The organism is Streptomyces sp. NPDC004111 (assembly GCF_042874215.1).
Taxonomy (GTDB): Bacteria; Actinomycetota; Actinomycetes; order Streptomycetales; family Streptomycetaceae; genus Streptomyces.
On the sequence record NZ_JBIAMU010000021.1, the window covers coordinates 106,333 to 119,916 of the forward strand.

Annotated in this window: 12 protein-coding genes; 9 read left to right on the forward strand and 3 right to left on the reverse strand. The window is 70.4% G+C overall.

Annotated elements, in window-relative coordinates; translation table 11 throughout:
• Nucleotides 1-17: 17 nt before the first annotated feature.
• Nucleotides 18-1,352: a GH1 family beta-glucosidase gene (locus ACFYVL_RS34445; RefSeq protein WP_389252019.1), complete on the reverse strand. Its 1,335-nt coding sequence runs from the start codon at nt 1,350-1,352 to the stop codon at nt 18-20.
• A 61-nt stretch (nt 1,353-1,413) separates the two neighbouring features.
• On the opposite strand from ACFYVL_RS34445, the gene ACFYVL_RS34450 reads away from it, so the two are divergent.
• Nucleotides 1,414-2,037, forward strand: a complete 624-nt coding sequence (locus tag ACFYVL_RS34450; protein ID WP_389252021.1) for a TetR family transcriptional regulator — start codon at nt 1,414-1,416, stop codon at nt 2,035-2,037.
• A gap of 241 nt (nt 2,038-2,278) precedes the next feature.
• Here the strand turns inward: ACFYVL_RS34450 and ACFYVL_RS34455 are convergent, their stop codons facing one another.
• Nucleotides 2,279-4,339 (reverse strand): discoidin domain-containing protein, encoded by a 2,061-nt coding sequence (locus ACFYVL_RS34455; RefSeq protein WP_389252023.1) that lies wholly within the window; start codon nt 4,337-4,339, stop codon nt 2,279-2,281.
• 356 nt (nt 4,340-4,695) lie between these two features.
• Here ACFYVL_RS34455 and ACFYVL_RS34460 point away from each other — a divergent pair, with 356 nt between their 5' ends.
• The 5 genes from ACFYVL_RS34460 to ACFYVL_RS34480 are packed head-to-tail and all read left to right on the forward strand — an operon-like array spanning nt 4,696 to nt 10,299.
• Nucleotides 4,696-7,221, forward strand: a complete 2,526-nt coding sequence (locus ACFYVL_RS34460) for a DMSO/selenate family reductase complex A subunit (RefSeq protein WP_389252025.1) — start codon at nt 4,696-4,698, stop codon at nt 7,219-7,221.
• A 20-nt stretch (nt 7,222-7,241) separates the two neighbouring features.
• The gene (locus tag ACFYVL_RS34465; protein ID WP_389252027.1) at nt 7,242-7,865 is read left to right on the forward strand and encodes a DMSO/selenate family reductase complex B subunit; all 624 of its coding nucleotides are present in this window, start codon (nt 7,242-7,244) and stop codon (nt 7,863-7,865) included.
• 3 nt (nt 7,866-7,868) lie between these two features.
• The gene (locus tag ACFYVL_RS34470; RefSeq protein WP_389252029.1) at nt 7,869-8,807 is read left to right on the forward strand and encodes a dimethyl sulfoxide reductase anchor subunit family protein; all 939 of its coding nucleotides are present in this window, start codon (nt 7,869-7,871) and stop codon (nt 8,805-8,807) included.
• Between the two features lie 21 nt (nt 8,808-8,828).
• Nucleotides 8,829-9,752 carry a molecular chaperone gene (locus tag ACFYVL_RS34475; protein ID WP_389252031.1) on the forward strand — a complete coding sequence of 308 codons (924 nt, stop codon included), beginning with the start codon at nt 8,829-8,831 and terminating at the stop codon, nt 9,750-9,752.
• Nucleotides 9,742-10,299, forward strand: a complete 558-nt coding sequence (locus ACFYVL_RS34480; protein WP_389252033.1) for an EF-hand domain-containing protein — start codon at nt 9,742-9,744, stop codon at nt 10,297-10,299. The genes ACFYVL_RS34475 and ACFYVL_RS34480 overlap by 11 nt, the downstream gene beginning before the upstream one ends.
• A gap of 66 nt (nt 10,300-10,365) precedes the next feature.
• On the opposite strand, the gene ACFYVL_RS34485 is transcribed toward ACFYVL_RS34480, so the two are convergent.
• Nucleotides 10,366-10,707 carry a hypothetical protein gene (locus ACFYVL_RS34485; RefSeq protein WP_389252035.1) on the reverse strand — a complete coding sequence of 114 codons (342 nt, stop codon included), beginning with the start codon at nt 10,705-10,707 and terminating at the stop codon, nt 10,366-10,368.
• 519 nt (nt 10,708-11,226) lie between these two features.
• Here ACFYVL_RS34485 and ACFYVL_RS34490 point away from each other — a divergent pair.
• The 3 genes from ACFYVL_RS34490 to ACFYVL_RS34500 all read left to right on the forward strand — a co-directional run bounded on the left by ACFYVL_RS34490 (nt 11,227) and on the right by ACFYVL_RS34500 (nt 13,583).
• Nucleotides 11,227-12,237, forward strand: a complete 1,011-nt coding sequence (locus ACFYVL_RS34490; RefSeq protein WP_389252037.1) for an ArsR/SmtB family transcription factor — start codon at nt 11,227-11,229, stop codon at nt 12,235-12,237.
• Nucleotides 12,238-12,367: 130 nt separating this feature from the next.
• Complete coding sequence (locus tag ACFYVL_RS34495; RefSeq protein WP_389252039.1) at nt 12,368-12,820, forward strand: hypothetical protein; 453 nt, start codon at nt 12,368-12,370, stop codon at nt 12,818-12,820.
• Between the two features lie 40 nt (nt 12,821-12,860).
• Nucleotides 12,861-13,583 (forward strand): GNAT family N-acetyltransferase, encoded by a 723-nt coding sequence (locus ACFYVL_RS34500; RefSeq protein WP_389252041.1) that lies wholly within the window; start codon nt 12,861-12,863, stop codon nt 13,581-13,583.
• Nucleotide 13,584 lies beyond the last annotated feature (1 nt).

Below are 13,584 nucleotides of genomic sequence, written 5' to 3' on the forward strand. Positions count from 1 at the left end.
GTCCCGCGACGGCCGGCTCAGCCGCGGTGGGCGCGGATGAGGTCCCGGTACCAGGCGAAGGACGCCTTCGGGGTGCGGACCTGGGTGTCGTGGTCGACGTGGACGAGACCGAAGCGCTGGTGGAAGCCCTCGGCCCATTCGAAGTTGTCCATCAGGGTCCAGGTGAAGTAGCCGCGCACGTCCACGCCCTGGGCCACGGCGGCGTCGACCGCCCGGATGTGGGTGTCCAGGTAGTCGATGCGGTCGTGGTCGGGGACGGTGCCGTCCGCGCCGACGACGTCCTCGACCGAGCAGCCGTTCTCCGTGATGTAGACGGGCGGCAGCGCGGGGTAGCGCTCCTTGAGTCCGACGAGGAGTTCCCGCAGTGCGTCGGGGACCACGGGCCAGTCGAAGGCGGTGCGGCGGTAGCCCTCGATGGGGGCCTCTTCGAACGGCAGCCCCTCGGACGTCGGGGCCTGGATCCGGGTCGGGTTGTAGTAGTTGATGCCGAGCGCGTCGAGCGGGGCCGAGATCAGTTCCAGATCGCCGTCCCGGACCGAACCGCCGAGCGTGGGGTCCGCGCCGAAGGCGGACAGATCCGGGTAACCGCCGGTGAGGAGAGGGTCGTTGAACAGGCGGTTGTGGAGGTTGTCGTAGGCGCGTGCGGCGGCGAGGTCGGCGGAGGAGTCCGAGGCGGGCCACACCGGGGTGCAGTTGTTGGCGATCATCACCTGGAGGCCGCGCGACCGCAGTTCCGCCAATGCGAGGCCGTGGCCGAGGAGTTGGTGGTGGGCGACCGGCAGACAGTCCAGGAAGAGGGCGCGGCCCGGCGCGTGCGTACCGAGGCCGTAGCCCCAGACCATGTGGATGAAGGGCTCGTTCAGGGTGATCCACTTCTTCACCCGGTCGCCCAGCCGGTCGGCGACGAGAGCGGCGTACGCGGCGAAGTGGTATGCGGTGTCGCGGTTCAGCCAGCCGCCGTGGTCCTCCAGGCCCTGCGGGAGGTCCCAGTGGAAGAGGGTCGGTACGGGTTCGACGCCGCGGGCGAGCAGACCGTCGACGAGCCGGTCGTAGAAGTCCAGGCCCCGCTGGTTGACCTCGCCGGTACCGGTCGGCAGGACGCGGGGCCAGGCGATCGAGAAGCGGTAGCCGGTGAGGCCCGCCTCGGCCATCAGCGCGAGGTCCTCCTCGTACCGGTGGTAGTGGTCGCAGGCCACGTCGCCGGTGTGTCCGTCGCGGACGGTGCCGGGGCGTGCGGTGAAGGTGTCCCACACCGACGGCCCGCGGCCGTCCTCCTTGGTGGCGCCCTCGATCTGGTACGACGCCGTCGAGGCGCCCCAGACGAAGTCCGCGGGGAGATGGTCCAGTGTCACGTCTGTCCTCCTAAAACATGAGCATGGCTCACGTTAATGCGTTCGATGGGATGATGGAAGCGTGAATCAAGATCGCAACGCGGGAACGCTGCGCCGGCTGCCCGTCCAGAAGCGCAGCGCGGAACGCTTCGAACGACTGCTGGACGCCTGCGCCGAACTCCTGGACGAGGTCGGCTACGCAGCGCTGACCACCAAGGAGGTGGCCCGCAGGGCGGAGGTGCCGATCGGCACCCTGTACCAGTTCTTCTCCGACCGGCAGGGGCTGATCGGCGCGCTGGCCTCGCGCAACCTGGAGTCCTTCCTGGAGCGGGTCGCGGACCGGCTGGAGCGCGAGGAGCCCGAAGGCATCCCGGGGATCGTGGACGTGACCGTCGACGAGTTCGTCACCATGCGCCGCACGATCACCGGGTTCGGCGTGGTCGACTTCGGCTCGGAGGGGCAGGACCGCATCCTGTCGCCGTCCCTGGACAACAACACCGCGGTGGCCGCGCGGCTGCGCTCGCTGACCGCGTCGCTGATCCGGATCCGGGACGACGCCGATCTGGAACTCGCCGTGCGGGTGGCCCTGGAGTGCGCGGACAGCGTGCTCAAGCTGGCCTTCCGTACCGACCCCGAGGGCGACGCCGAGATGATCGCCGAGTGCAAACGAGTCCTCAACAGCTACCTGAACCACCGGCTCGGATGAACACACCGCGGCCCGCCGGGCCCGCCGAGCACGAGAGAGGCGATCGGCGGGACCGGCACGTACGGCAGGGAGCTCAGCAGGTCGGCCGGGCGGTGAAGACGTGCGAGCAGCCATTCCGCTTGGGGGGCCGGGTCTCGGGGCGCACAGGGAGGGGCCGGCCCCACCGGACGAGGAACTCTCGTCCGGCAGGACCGGCCCCGGGCACCGGCCGCCGGTTCCGCCGTACCGGCCGCCGGCACCGTCAGTTGCTGTGGACGCCCACTTCCTGGAGCGAGTAGCCCCACTTGGTGCCGCGCTCCAGCCCCTTGATCTGCACGTAGCGCGCCTTGGTCTCGGCGAACCGCGCCGTGTCCAGCCCGCCGTCACCGGCCGTCGTGGACCACACCGTCTTCCAGTTGGTGCCGTCCTCGGACAGTTCGACGCGGTACGACTTCGCGTACGCCGCCTCCCAGTCGAGGGTGACGCGCTTGACCGGGTTCACCGCGCCGAGGTCGATCCGCAGCCACTGGTCGTTCTTCCACTCGCTGGCCCAGCGGGTGCCCGTGTCGCCGTCCACGGCCCTCGCGGGGGCGAAGTTGGTGAACGGATCCCACCATTCCGTCGAGGACGCGCTGGCGGAAGCACCCGCGGCCAGGTTCTTCCCCGGCTCGTACTTCTCGGAGTTCGCCCAGGTGCGCAGGTAGGACTCGGCGCCCGAGAACATGTCGTCCACGACTCCCTGGCCGCCGACGATCCGGATGTCCTCGATCCAGTCGGGCACCATGCCGTAGTGCGCTCCGCCGTCGGTGTTGAGGTCCCAGGTGCGCTGGCCGGTGGTCTGCTTGTCGATCACCGAGCCGCCGTCCGTGCTGCGGTAGGGGTACTTCACCGGGTTCGGGACGCCGGCGCCGCGCGGCGCGGGCCAGCCGCCGACACCGTTCATGTCGGTGCCGTAGCCGTAGCCGACCTGGTACTTGTCGCGCAGCGCCTTGGTGCGTCCGGCCTCGTCGCTGAACGCCTTGGAGCCGCTCATGTACTGGGCGGCGAACCCGCCGAGCTTGTAGAGCCGCTCGGTCCAGCCCAGGTCCATCCAGCTGTGCGAGGAGATGATGCCGGGGTACGCCTCGGATTCGAGGATGTCGAAGGCCTGGTCCGCGGCCTTGACGCTCATGTGGTCGATCTCCAGCATCATGCCGCGTTTCATCATGCCGCGCGTCGCGTACGCCCCCAGGTCGGTCAGCCCGCGGGTGTTGCACTGCGCGTCCGCGGCGTACGTGGGTACGGACACCCCTGCCGGGAGCTTCTTCTGCGCCTCCGGTGCCGCGGCGTTGCCGATGGGGTTGTCGTGCTGCGGGCCGCGGCAGGTCTCCGTCTTCCAGAAGGTCCCGGTCGACAGGAACTGGCCCACGTTGATCGCGGTGCCCAGGGCGCCGGAGTCGAAGCGCACCCCGCACAGGGCGTTGTCGAACTTGTGGCACAGGAACATGCTGCGCACGCCGAGATCGTGCAGTTCGTCCAGGCCGCGGTCGATGTCCGCCTTGCTGCACTGGGCCTTGTCCAGGATCATCTTGCAGCCGAACGGCTCGGAGGTCTCGACCCCCAGGACGACGGCCAGCTTGCCCTGTTCGACGACCTTGCGGGCCTGCGCGCTGTCGGTGACGATCCGGAACCAGCCCTTTCCGGGGCCGCCGTACATCTTGTCGATGTAGGCCTGCATGTCGTACGACTTCTTCGCCTCCAGGCGGATGGCGGTCATCTCGTCGCAGCTGCGGTCCTTGAAGAAGTAGACCGAGCAGATGACGCCGTTGGTGACCAGGTCGTTGACCAGCACCCGCTGGCCGGCGCGCCAGGCGCGCTCGATCCCGGTGTAGTAGTTCTGCTGGTGGGTCAGCGAGTCGTGGGCGGGCCAGTCCTTGAACGTGGGCCAGCCGTTGGGGTCGTGCTTTCCGTCACCGCCCTTGGTGATGAAGTCGAAGATGGCCAGCGAGCCGTCCGGGTAGTGCTCGGGGCAGTCCTTGAGCGCGTCGGCGACGCCCTGCTCCGAGAACGGCTTGCCGCAGATCAGCCGGCCGCCGAAGCCCTCGTTGGCCATGATGTGGTCGTGGGCGTCGACGAAGCCCTTGACGCGGCCCTGGGCGTCGGTGCCCTTGAAGGGCTCGCCCGTGACGTTGACCTGGGCGTCGGGCGTGGGCCGCGCGGTCGGGGTCCACCAGTCGGACTCCGCCGCGGAGCTGGGAATCGCGCCGAGCACCAGGGCCATCACGGCGATGAGCAGGGACACCGCAGTGACGGATCTCAGTTTGCGGCGTGGGGGGTGAAGCATGATCATCACACGGATCCTTAATGTGAGTCCGGCTCATGTTCTGCTCCTACGGTAGGCATCCGGGCCTGCGACGCCAACCCTTCTGACAGGTCCATTGCAAGGTCTGCACGTGGACCCCCGGGATCCCCTGCCGCGCGAGCGCGCGCCGCGCGCCTTCCGCGGTGCCCCACGGGCTCCGACCGTGGGGCCGCGGCGGCCGGGTAAGGGTGCCCTCATGGCCTCATGGCACCCGCGGTTGGGGCCGTTGGGCCCGCAGGACCCCGACTTTCACCGGACGGTTCGCCCGCCGCGGGGGCGGAGACTGACGGTGATCGTCGGGCGCGTGACGGAGCGCCACATCCCCACAGGAGCATGCGATGTCGTACGACACGGAGGCGGACCGGTCCGCAGGACGGCCGGCCACCGAGGGGCGGACGGCCATCGTCGCCCCGGCCGGACCCGAAGGCCGGACCCTCATCGGCGGGCTCGGGCGCCGTTCCCTCCTCAAGTGGTCGGCCGCGGTCGGCGGCGGGCTCGCCCTGGTGGGCTCGGGCACCCTCTTCAACCGGGCCCCCGGCGTCGGCGCCGCGAACGCCGCCACGGCCGACGCCAGCCCCAGCACCCCGAGGACCGTCTGGTCCTCGTGCAACGTCAACTGCGGCTCCCGCTGCCCGCTGCGCATGCAGGTCGAGGACGGCCGCATCGTGCGCGTACTGCCCGACAACACCGGCGACGACAGGCTCGGCACCCAGCAGATCCGCGCCTGTGTGCGCGGGCGATCCATCCGCCAGCGCATCTACAGCCCCGACCGGCTCAAGAAGCCCATGAAGCGCGTCGGCAAGCGCGGCGGCGGCGAATGGAAGGAGATCAGCTGGGACGAGGCGTACACCGAGATCGCCACCACCCTCCAGCGGCTGATCAAGGACTACGGCAACGAGTCCGTCTACCTCCAGTACGGCACCGGCCTGACCGGCGCGACCTTCAGCCGCAGCTCGCCCGAGAAGTCGCTGATCTCCCGCCTGATGAGCTGCGTCGGCGGCTTCCTCAACCACTACGGCGACTACAGCACCGCCGCCATCACGGCCGGCGGCAAGTGCCACTACGGCGAGTCGATCTCCTCCAACAGCCTCGACGACGCCAAGAACGCCAAACTCCAGATCCTCTTCGGCAACAACCCGCTGGAGACCCGGATGTCCGGCGGCGGCGAAACCTTCGTCACCCAGCAGACCCGCAAACAGCACCACGTACGCACCGTCGTCATCGACCCCCGCTACTCCGAGACCGCCCACGCCATCGGCGACGAGTGGATCCCGCTGCGCCCCGGCACCGACGCCGCCCTGGTGGCCGGCCTCGCCCACGTCATGATCTCCGAGGGCCTGTACGACCAGAAGTTCCTGGACACGTACTGCCAGGGCTTCGACGAGGACCACATGCCCGAGGGCATCCCCCGGGGACACTCCTACAAGTCGTACATCCTGGGCGAGGGCCCCGACGGCATCGCGAAGACCCCCAAGTGGGCCGCCCGGATCACCGGAGTGCCCGCCCCCACCATCACCCGCCTCGCCCGCGAGATCGGCACCGCCCGCCCCGTCAGCGTCAACCAGGGCTGGGGCCCGCAGCGCCACGCCAACGGCGAGAACACCTCCCGCGCCATCTTCACCCTGGCCGCCATGACCGGCTGCATCGGCATCCCCGGCGGCGGCACCGGCGCACGCGAGGGCTTCTACGGACTCCCGCTGGAACTCCCCTTCCTCAAGGAGAACCCGGTCAAGACGGCCATCCCGTTCTTCCTGTGGACCGACGCCGTCGACCACGGCGAGGAGATGACCGCGCTCAAGGACGGCATCCAGGGCAAGGACAGACTGTCCGCGCCGATCAAGATGATCTGGCAGTACGCGGGCAACGCCATGGTCAACCAGCACGCCGACATCAACCGGACCGTCAAACTCCTTGAGGACGACAGCAAGTGCGAGCTGATCGTCGTCATCGAGAACCAGATGACGGTCTCCGCGCGCTACGCCGACATCCTCCTGCCCGACGTCTCCAACGCCGAGCAACTGGACCTCGCCCAGCAGGGCAGCGCCGGCAACATGGGCTACACGATCCTCGCCGACCAGGTCATCGAACCGCTCTACGACTGCAAACCCATCTACGAGATCTGCACCGGCATCGCCAGGAAGCTCGGTGTGGAGAAGGAGTTCACCGAGGGCCGCACCCAGGAGGAATGGGTACGCCTGACCGTCGAGGAGTCCCGCAGGAACATCCCCGGGATGCCCGCCTTCGACGAACTCCGCGAGATGGGCGTCTGGAAGACGAAGGCGCCGACCGACAGCGGGCTGATCCCCCTCAGGGAATTCCGCGAGGACCCCGAGGAGAACCCCCTGACGACGCCGTCGGGGAAGATCGAGATCTTCTCCACCCAGCTGTGGGAGATGTCGAAGACCTGGGAACTGCCCAAGGGCGACCGCATCACGGCCATCCCCGAGTACACCCCCACCTGGGAGGGCGCCGAGGAGGCCCGCGCGCACAAGCGCTACCCGCTCCAGTGCATCGGCCACCACTACAAGCAGCGCACGCACTCCACCTACGGCAACTCGCCGTGGTTGCAGGAGGCGCACCCCCAGCTCGTGTGGATCAACCCGCTGGACGCCAAGCGCCGCGGCGTCGCCAACGACGACATGGTGCACGTCTTCAACGGCCGCGGCCGCATCCGGCTCCCCGCGCGGGTGACACCCCGCATCGCCCCCGGCGTGGTCTCCGTGCCGCAGGGCGCCTGGTTCTCGCCGGACAAGAAGGGCGTGGACAAGGGGGGTTCGGTCAACACCCTGACGAGCTGGCGACCGACACCCGTGGCCAAGGGCAACGCGCAGCACACGACGCTCGTCCAGATCGAACGCGTCTGACGCGCGGAAGAGGAAAGATCATGTCCAAGCCCGAGCAGCTCGGCTTCTACTTCGACCAGTCCCTGTGCACCGGCTGCAAGGCCTGCCAGATCGCCTGCAAGGACAAACACGACCTGCCCCTGGGCGTCAACTGGCGCCGTGTCGCGGAGTACGCGGGCGGCACCTGGCAGGAGACCGGGGACACGTTCACCCCGCACATCTTCACCTCGTACGTCTCCGTGTCCTGCAACCACTGCGACAACCCGGTGTGCGTCACCGTCTGCCCCACCACGGCCATGTCCAAGGGCCCGGACGGCATCGTCGCCGTGGACGAGAGCAAGTGCGTCGGCTGCCGCTACTGCGAGTGGGCCTGCCCGTACTCGGCACCGCAGTTCAACGAGGAGACGGGACACATGTCCAAGTGCGACATGTGTGCCGACCACCGCGACCGGGGCGAGGACCCGGCCTGCGTCGCGGCCTGCCCCTCCCGCGCACTGGACTGGGGGCCGATCGGCGCACTGCGCGCCCGTCACGGCAGGACGGCCGGTGTCGAACCGCTCCCCGACGCCTCCGTCACCCGCCCCAACCTCGTCATCACCCCGCACCGGGACGCCCAGCGGCCCGGCTCGGGCACCGGCACCGTCGTGAACGAGCGGGAGATCTGACCCATGAGCCTGCACGAACTGCCGATGATCCTCTTCACGGTCCTCGCCCAGCTCGCCGTCGGCGTGTTCACGGTCGTCGCCGTGCTGCGCATCGTCGCGGCGGCCCGGGGCCGTGAAACCGGCGAGCGGGTCGAGGAACTCACCAACCCCGCCCTGTACGCGGCCTGGATCGCGCTCTGCGCCGGACTGCTGGCCTCGATGTTCCACATGAACGACGTCTTCCACGTGCTGAACGTCTTCCGGCACGTCGGCTCGTCCTGGCTCAGCCGCGAGATCGTCCTCGGCATGGTCTTCGCGGGCCTGGGACTCTGCTGCGTCGCCGCCCAGTGGTTCCGCTGGGGCGGCGCGGGACTGCGCCGGGCACTTACGGCGCTCGCCGCGCTGGCCGGCCTCGTCCTCGTCCACGCCATGAGCATGATCTACTACTCGCTGGTCACCGTGCCCGCCTGGCACAACTGGCGTACGCCCGTGGCCTTCCACACGACCGCACTGCTGCTCGGCACCCTCGTCGTGGCCACCGCACTCGCCCTCACGGCCAGGTTCCGCCCGCAGAGCGATCCCGCGGCGGAACCGGAGCCGGAACCGGAGCCGCCGCGCCGGCCGCTCACCGCCCTGCTCAACGGCCTCGCCCTCACGGCGATCGTGCTGCTCGGCGTCGAGTTCGTGACCGTACCGCTGCACGTGTCGGCGCTGTCGTCCGAGGGCGGGGTGGCGGCCGAGAGCGCCTCGGTCTACTCGGGGGCGTGGTTCGTGGCGCGGCTGGTGCTGGTGTTCCTCGGCGCCGGACTGCTGGCGGCCCTGCTGCACCGCTTCACCGGCCCGGCGCGCATCCGGCCGACCCGGCTGGCAGCCCTGGCCTCGACAGCGTTCGCCCTCGTGCTCGTCGGCGAGTTCATCGGGCGCTCGCAGTTCTACGAGTCGATGATCCGCATCGGCATGTGACGGAAACGGACGACCACCACTGTGCTGCACACCGACCCCGGAGCGACGGGCCGCACCGACAACCGCGGCTCGGGCCACCCGGCCCACACCGACCACTGCGGCTCGGGCCACCCGGACACCGGCCCGGCCGCCACCACCCCCGCCGCTCCCGACCCCGGCACCGCGCTCTACGGGCTCGCCGCCGCCTGCACCGTACTCTCCCGGCTCCTGCTGACCGCCCCCGACCAGCAGGTCCTGGACCGGCTGCGCGATCCGGGCCTGCTCGCCGACTGGCCGCTGCCGCCCTGCGAGGCCACCGACCGCGGCCTGGTGTGCCTGGCCCGCTCGGCGGACGAGAACGAGGACGCGACCGCCGTCACCCGGGACTACAACCGCCTCTTCGTGGGCCCCGAGCGGCTGCTGGCCCCGCCCTACGAATCCGTGCACCGCTCCGAGGACCAGCTGGTGTTCGAGGCGGAGACCTTCCAGGTCCGGGCGTTCTACGCCAGGTTCGGACTGACCGCACCCCGCCTCGGCCGGGAACCCGACGACCACATCGGGCTCGAACTCGACCTGGTGGCCACGCTGTGCATCCGGGCGGCCGAGGCCCTCGACCGCACCGGAACCACCCGCACCGTCGATTTCGTCGCCGCACTGCGGGAGTTCCTCACCGGCCATCTGCTCGCCTGGGCACCGGACTTCATGGAAATGGTCGAAGCCCACGCCCGAACGCGCTTCTACCAGGGAGTGGGCACCCTGGGTTCGGGCGTGCTGGCCCACGCGGCGCAATGGTGCGGCCTCGCGCGGCCGGAGGAGCGCGGGGACGGCGGTCAAGGCGACAGCACCCCCGTACCGCCAACGAGTGTCATATCAGGGGCGATGGGTGGCAGAGGGTTTGACCGGGCTGCCGAACGACCAGGGTCCGGTGGTCAGTTCGTTTCCCCTGGGAGGACCCATGACCAGTGACGTGCGCGGACGCGAGTACGACCTCGCCTTCGACACGCTCGACGCCAACGCCAACGGAGTGCTGGAGGAGCAGGACTTCGTCACCCTCGGCAAGTCGATCGCGCGGGCCGCGGGCATCGCGGACAGTTCGGCCAAGGCGACGACCCTGGCGGGGGAGTGGCGGCGCTGCTGGGTCCTCCTGCTGGAGCACGCCGACGCGAACGGCGACGGACTGATCAGCCGCGAGGAGTTCCGGCAGGCGATGTCCGGAGCACAGGGCGACCCGGCGGTCCTGGAGCGCAACCTGCGTGCCGGGTTCGAGGCCGAGTTCGCGGTGATCGACACGGACGACGACGGTGTCGCGACCGTTGAGCAGATGGCGGAGTTCCTGCTCGCCTGGGGCCTGGAGAGCGACATGGCGCGCACGGTCGCGGAGCGGCTCGACCGGAACGGCGACGGCCACATCACCCGCGAGGAGTACGTGACGGGATGGAGCGGCTGCTTCCTGGAGGAGGGCGGCGAGGAGGCCCGGGGAGCGGGCAGCCCCCTGGTGGGGTTCGGCGGCTGACCCCTCGGCCGCGCTTTCGCTGAGCGGTCCCGGCGAACGGGCGTACGCGTAACCGGGCTTGGGACGTCACGCGCCGCTGAGGATCAGCACTCCGAGCACGAGCTGAGCGCCCCACTGGAGGAGTACGACGCCCACCCTGGCGCCCGTTCCCCGGCTCCGGGGCCAGCAGAGCGCCACGAGGCCCGCCACGAGGGAGAGGGCGAACAACCCGGAGAGGGCGCCGCCGGGAACCGTCGAGCACTGTTCGCCGTACGTCAGGCAGCGGCTGCCGCGAGAGGTGGCGAGCACGGCGATCCAGGCGACGGCGACCGTCGGCACCAGCAGGACGAGCCCTGCCACGGACCACCCGGTCACGGCACGGGAGGAGACGGGCTGCGGGGCGGCGGACGGCTGGGTGGTGGTGTTCATGTCCCCATCCCAGCGCACGGTCCGGGCCCGGTGAACCGGCCGGGTACTCAGCCCTCCTGAGTACGGCTGCTCACTCCCGGGGCGGGGAAACGGGAGGTACAGGCTGTTCCGGCGGGACGGGGGGCCCGCCGGAACAGCTGCTTCTACTGTATGCAGCAATGATCAAGTTCGTGGAGTCCGCGACCATACGTGGCTCAATTCCGTTGATCCACAAGCAATTTGACGGATACACAGTTGATCAAGAAACTGCTGGTCACGGCGGCAGACAGGCAACGGGAACCAGCCCTGTGCGGCCCGGGAACATCACCTGGGTGTGGCTGACTTTCAGTGGCTCCCGTTGCGCACCGCACCCGACGGAACGGCGGCGCGCTTCGCTCCGGCGGACTTGCCGTGCCCGGAGGGCCGGACGGAGCGACCCGCCGCCGCGACCGGCGGCCGTGGCCGGTTCCCCCTCTTGTCCGAGGGATCGGGCGTCACCAGGATCTCCGTTGAACATCGCTGGTCAACGGGGGGAAAACCATGCTGCGCATCCACTTCACCGGCAGAGACCTCGACAACGTGCGCGTCGCACGCCGCCCCGATCCCCTGTGGGAGATCGTGTGCAGCCTGTGCCGCCTGCAGACCCGCGAAGGAGCCCTCGCCTTCGATCCGTGGCGCCGTTCGGCCGGCGGACTGGTCCGGCAGGGCGGGGCGGCCCGGGGAGCGGCGCAGGCGCTGCGCAGTCTGGTACCGCGCGCCGCCTACTTCCCCGACTTCCTCACCCCGCCCGTCGAGGACGGCCCCGACGACCTGCGGTCCGGCATCGACCGGGTGCTCGCGACGCCGCGCCGCCGGCTGCGCCACGAACTGGCCCTGCTCTCGGCGAGCGGCGGACGCCCGTGGGCGGGCGCGGAGCTGGCGCGCGGCGACGTCACGGCACTGACCGCGCTGGGCGGCAACCTCCGCACGTACCACCAGGAGTTCATCGCACCCATGTGGCACCGCATCGGCGCGGCCACCGCGGCGGACCTGGCCCTGCGGACCCGTGCCCTGGTGGACGGCGGGACACGGGCGCTGCTGAACAGCCTGCGGCCGATGGCCGTGTGGGAGCCGCCCGTGCTGAAGGTCGACTACCCCGTCGAGCACGACCTCCACCTGCGCGGCCGGGGCCTGCTGCTGGTCCCTTCGTACTTCTGCTGGCGGCGCCCGATATCCCTGGCCGACGACCAACTGCGGCCGGTGCTCATCTACCCGGTCGACAAGACCCTCGGCGCGACGCCCGCCCCGGGCACCGGCCCCTCGACGGCCGCTGCCCCGTCCGCGCTGACCCGTCTGCTCGGCCCCACCCGGGCCGCGCTCCTCTCCGAGGCCGCCGCGCTCGCCTGCGCCACCACCTCCGAACTCGCCGCCGTGACGGGGGTGTCCCTGCCGAGCGTCAGCCAGCAACTGGGGGTCCTCAGGGACGGCGGCCTCGTCGTGAGCCGACGCGACGGCAAACGTGTCCTGCACACCGCGACCCCGCTGGGCCGCCGACTGCTCGAAGGCTGCTGACGCCACGGGCGCCCGGCCGTCGTTTTGGCCGGAGCCAAAACCTCACGCGCTCCGCCCCCTTACCGGCCCAGACTGTGCCTGCACGAACCACCGACCGGATCACCCCGACGAGGAAGGTCCACCCACACCCATGCGTACCAGTCGCACCGCAAGCCTGCTGGCCGGCAGCGCCACGCTCGCGCTGTTCGCCACCGTCAGCACCGCCGGCACCGCCTCGGCGGCCGTCTATCCGTCCACCTACGGGTGCAAGCCCGGCAACGTGTGTCTGTACGAGAACGACACGTCCAAGCCCCACTTCTCCAAGGACGGGAACTGGACCGGCAGCGAGTTCAGCGTGCAGATCGTCAACAACGGCACGGTGGACACCAACCGGGACCACATTCGCTTCACCGCCCAGAAGTACTCGGCGGCCGAGGGCAGGCCGATCAAGTACAAGGGCTGCCTGCACTACGCCACCGCGGACGGATCGGGCGGCCAGTACAAGGTCGCCCTCCCCGGCACCAACAGCTACGGATTCATCGTGAAGTCCCTGACCTGGGGCCCGGAGTGCGGGTCCGGGGAGAAGCCGCTCGAATTCGCCTGAGCGGACGGCCCGGGGGCAGCGAAGCATGCAGGATCGGCTCATGCCGGAAGATCCTCTGATGATCAGAGCCCGTGAGCTGTGGGAGAACCTGGCCTCGGTGCCGGTGTCCTTCGCGTCGGACGGAGGTGTGCGGGTGGTCGTCTCACCCGAGTCCCGGCTCTGTCCGGCCGGCTGGGTCGGCGTGGTGGCCCTGGGGGAATCGGCGCTCGCGACCGCGCCCGACGCGGACACGGCCGCGGTCGTTCGCGACGCCCTGACCGGTCTGCCGGTCACCGCCGTCACCGACGTGGCTGCGGTCGGCGCGGTGCTGCCGTTGGCCGGAGTGCTCGGGCCTGCCGCCTTGGCGTATGTGTCCGTGGGCGGGTTCCGGCCGGTGGGGCGCGGCGCGCCGGTGGTGCAACAACTGCCGGGTACGCACCCGGACGTGCGTCGCCTGGAGGAGACCGCGGGGGAGACGGACGCCGGGGAGGCCGGGCTGTTCGAGAACACCTCGCCCGCGTTCGTGGTCCGTACGGCCGGTCAGGTGGTCGCAGCCGCCGGGTACCGGCTCTGGCCGGGACGTACCGCCCACATCGGTGTGCTGACCGCACCCGCGCAGCGAGGCCGCGGGCTGGCACGGGCGGTCGGCTCGGCGGCCACGGCACACGCGTTGACGGCCGGGCTGCTGCCCCAGTGGCGGGCCCGGATTCCCGCCTCCCGACGGGTCGCCGACGCGCTGGGCTTCCGCGAACTCGGCGCCCAGCTCAGCATCGACCTCGCGTAGG

Bases quoted from the DNA above. Each gene is read 5' to 3' on its own strand.
- ACFYVL_RS34455 (WP_389252023.1), bottom strand. From the start codon at position 4,339: ATGCTTCACCCCCCACGCCGCAAACTGAGATCCGTCACTGCGGTGTCC.
- ACFYVL_RS34460 (WP_389252025.1), top strand. From the start codon at position 4,696: ATGTCGTACGACACGGAGGCGGACCGGTCCGCAGGACGGCCGGCCACC.
- ACFYVL_RS34465 (WP_389252027.1), top strand. From the start codon at position 7,242: ATGTCCAAGCCCGAGCAGCTCGGCTTCTACTTCGACCAGTCCCTGTGC.
- ACFYVL_RS34470 (WP_389252029.1), top strand. From the start codon at position 7,869: ATGAGCCTGCACGAACTGCCGATGATCCTCTTCACGGTCCTCGCCCAG.
- ACFYVL_RS34480 (WP_389252033.1), top strand. From the start codon at position 9,742: ATGACCAGTGACGTGCGCGGACGCGAGTACGACCTCGCCTTCGACACG.
- ACFYVL_RS34485 (WP_389252035.1), bottom strand. From the start codon at position 10,707: ATGAACACCACCACCCAGCCGTCCGCCGCCCCGCAGCCCGTCTCCTCC.
- ACFYVL_RS34490 (WP_389252037.1), top strand. From the start codon at position 11,227: ATGCTGCGCATCCACTTCACCGGCAGAGACCTCGACAACGTGCGCGTC.
- ACFYVL_RS34495 (WP_389252039.1), top strand. From the start codon at position 12,368: ATGCGTACCAGTCGCACCGCAAGCCTGCTGGCCGGCAGCGCCACGCTC.
- ACFYVL_RS34500 (WP_389252041.1), top strand. From the start codon at position 12,861: ATGCCGGAAGATCCTCTGATGATCAGAGCCCGTGAGCTGTGGGAGAAC.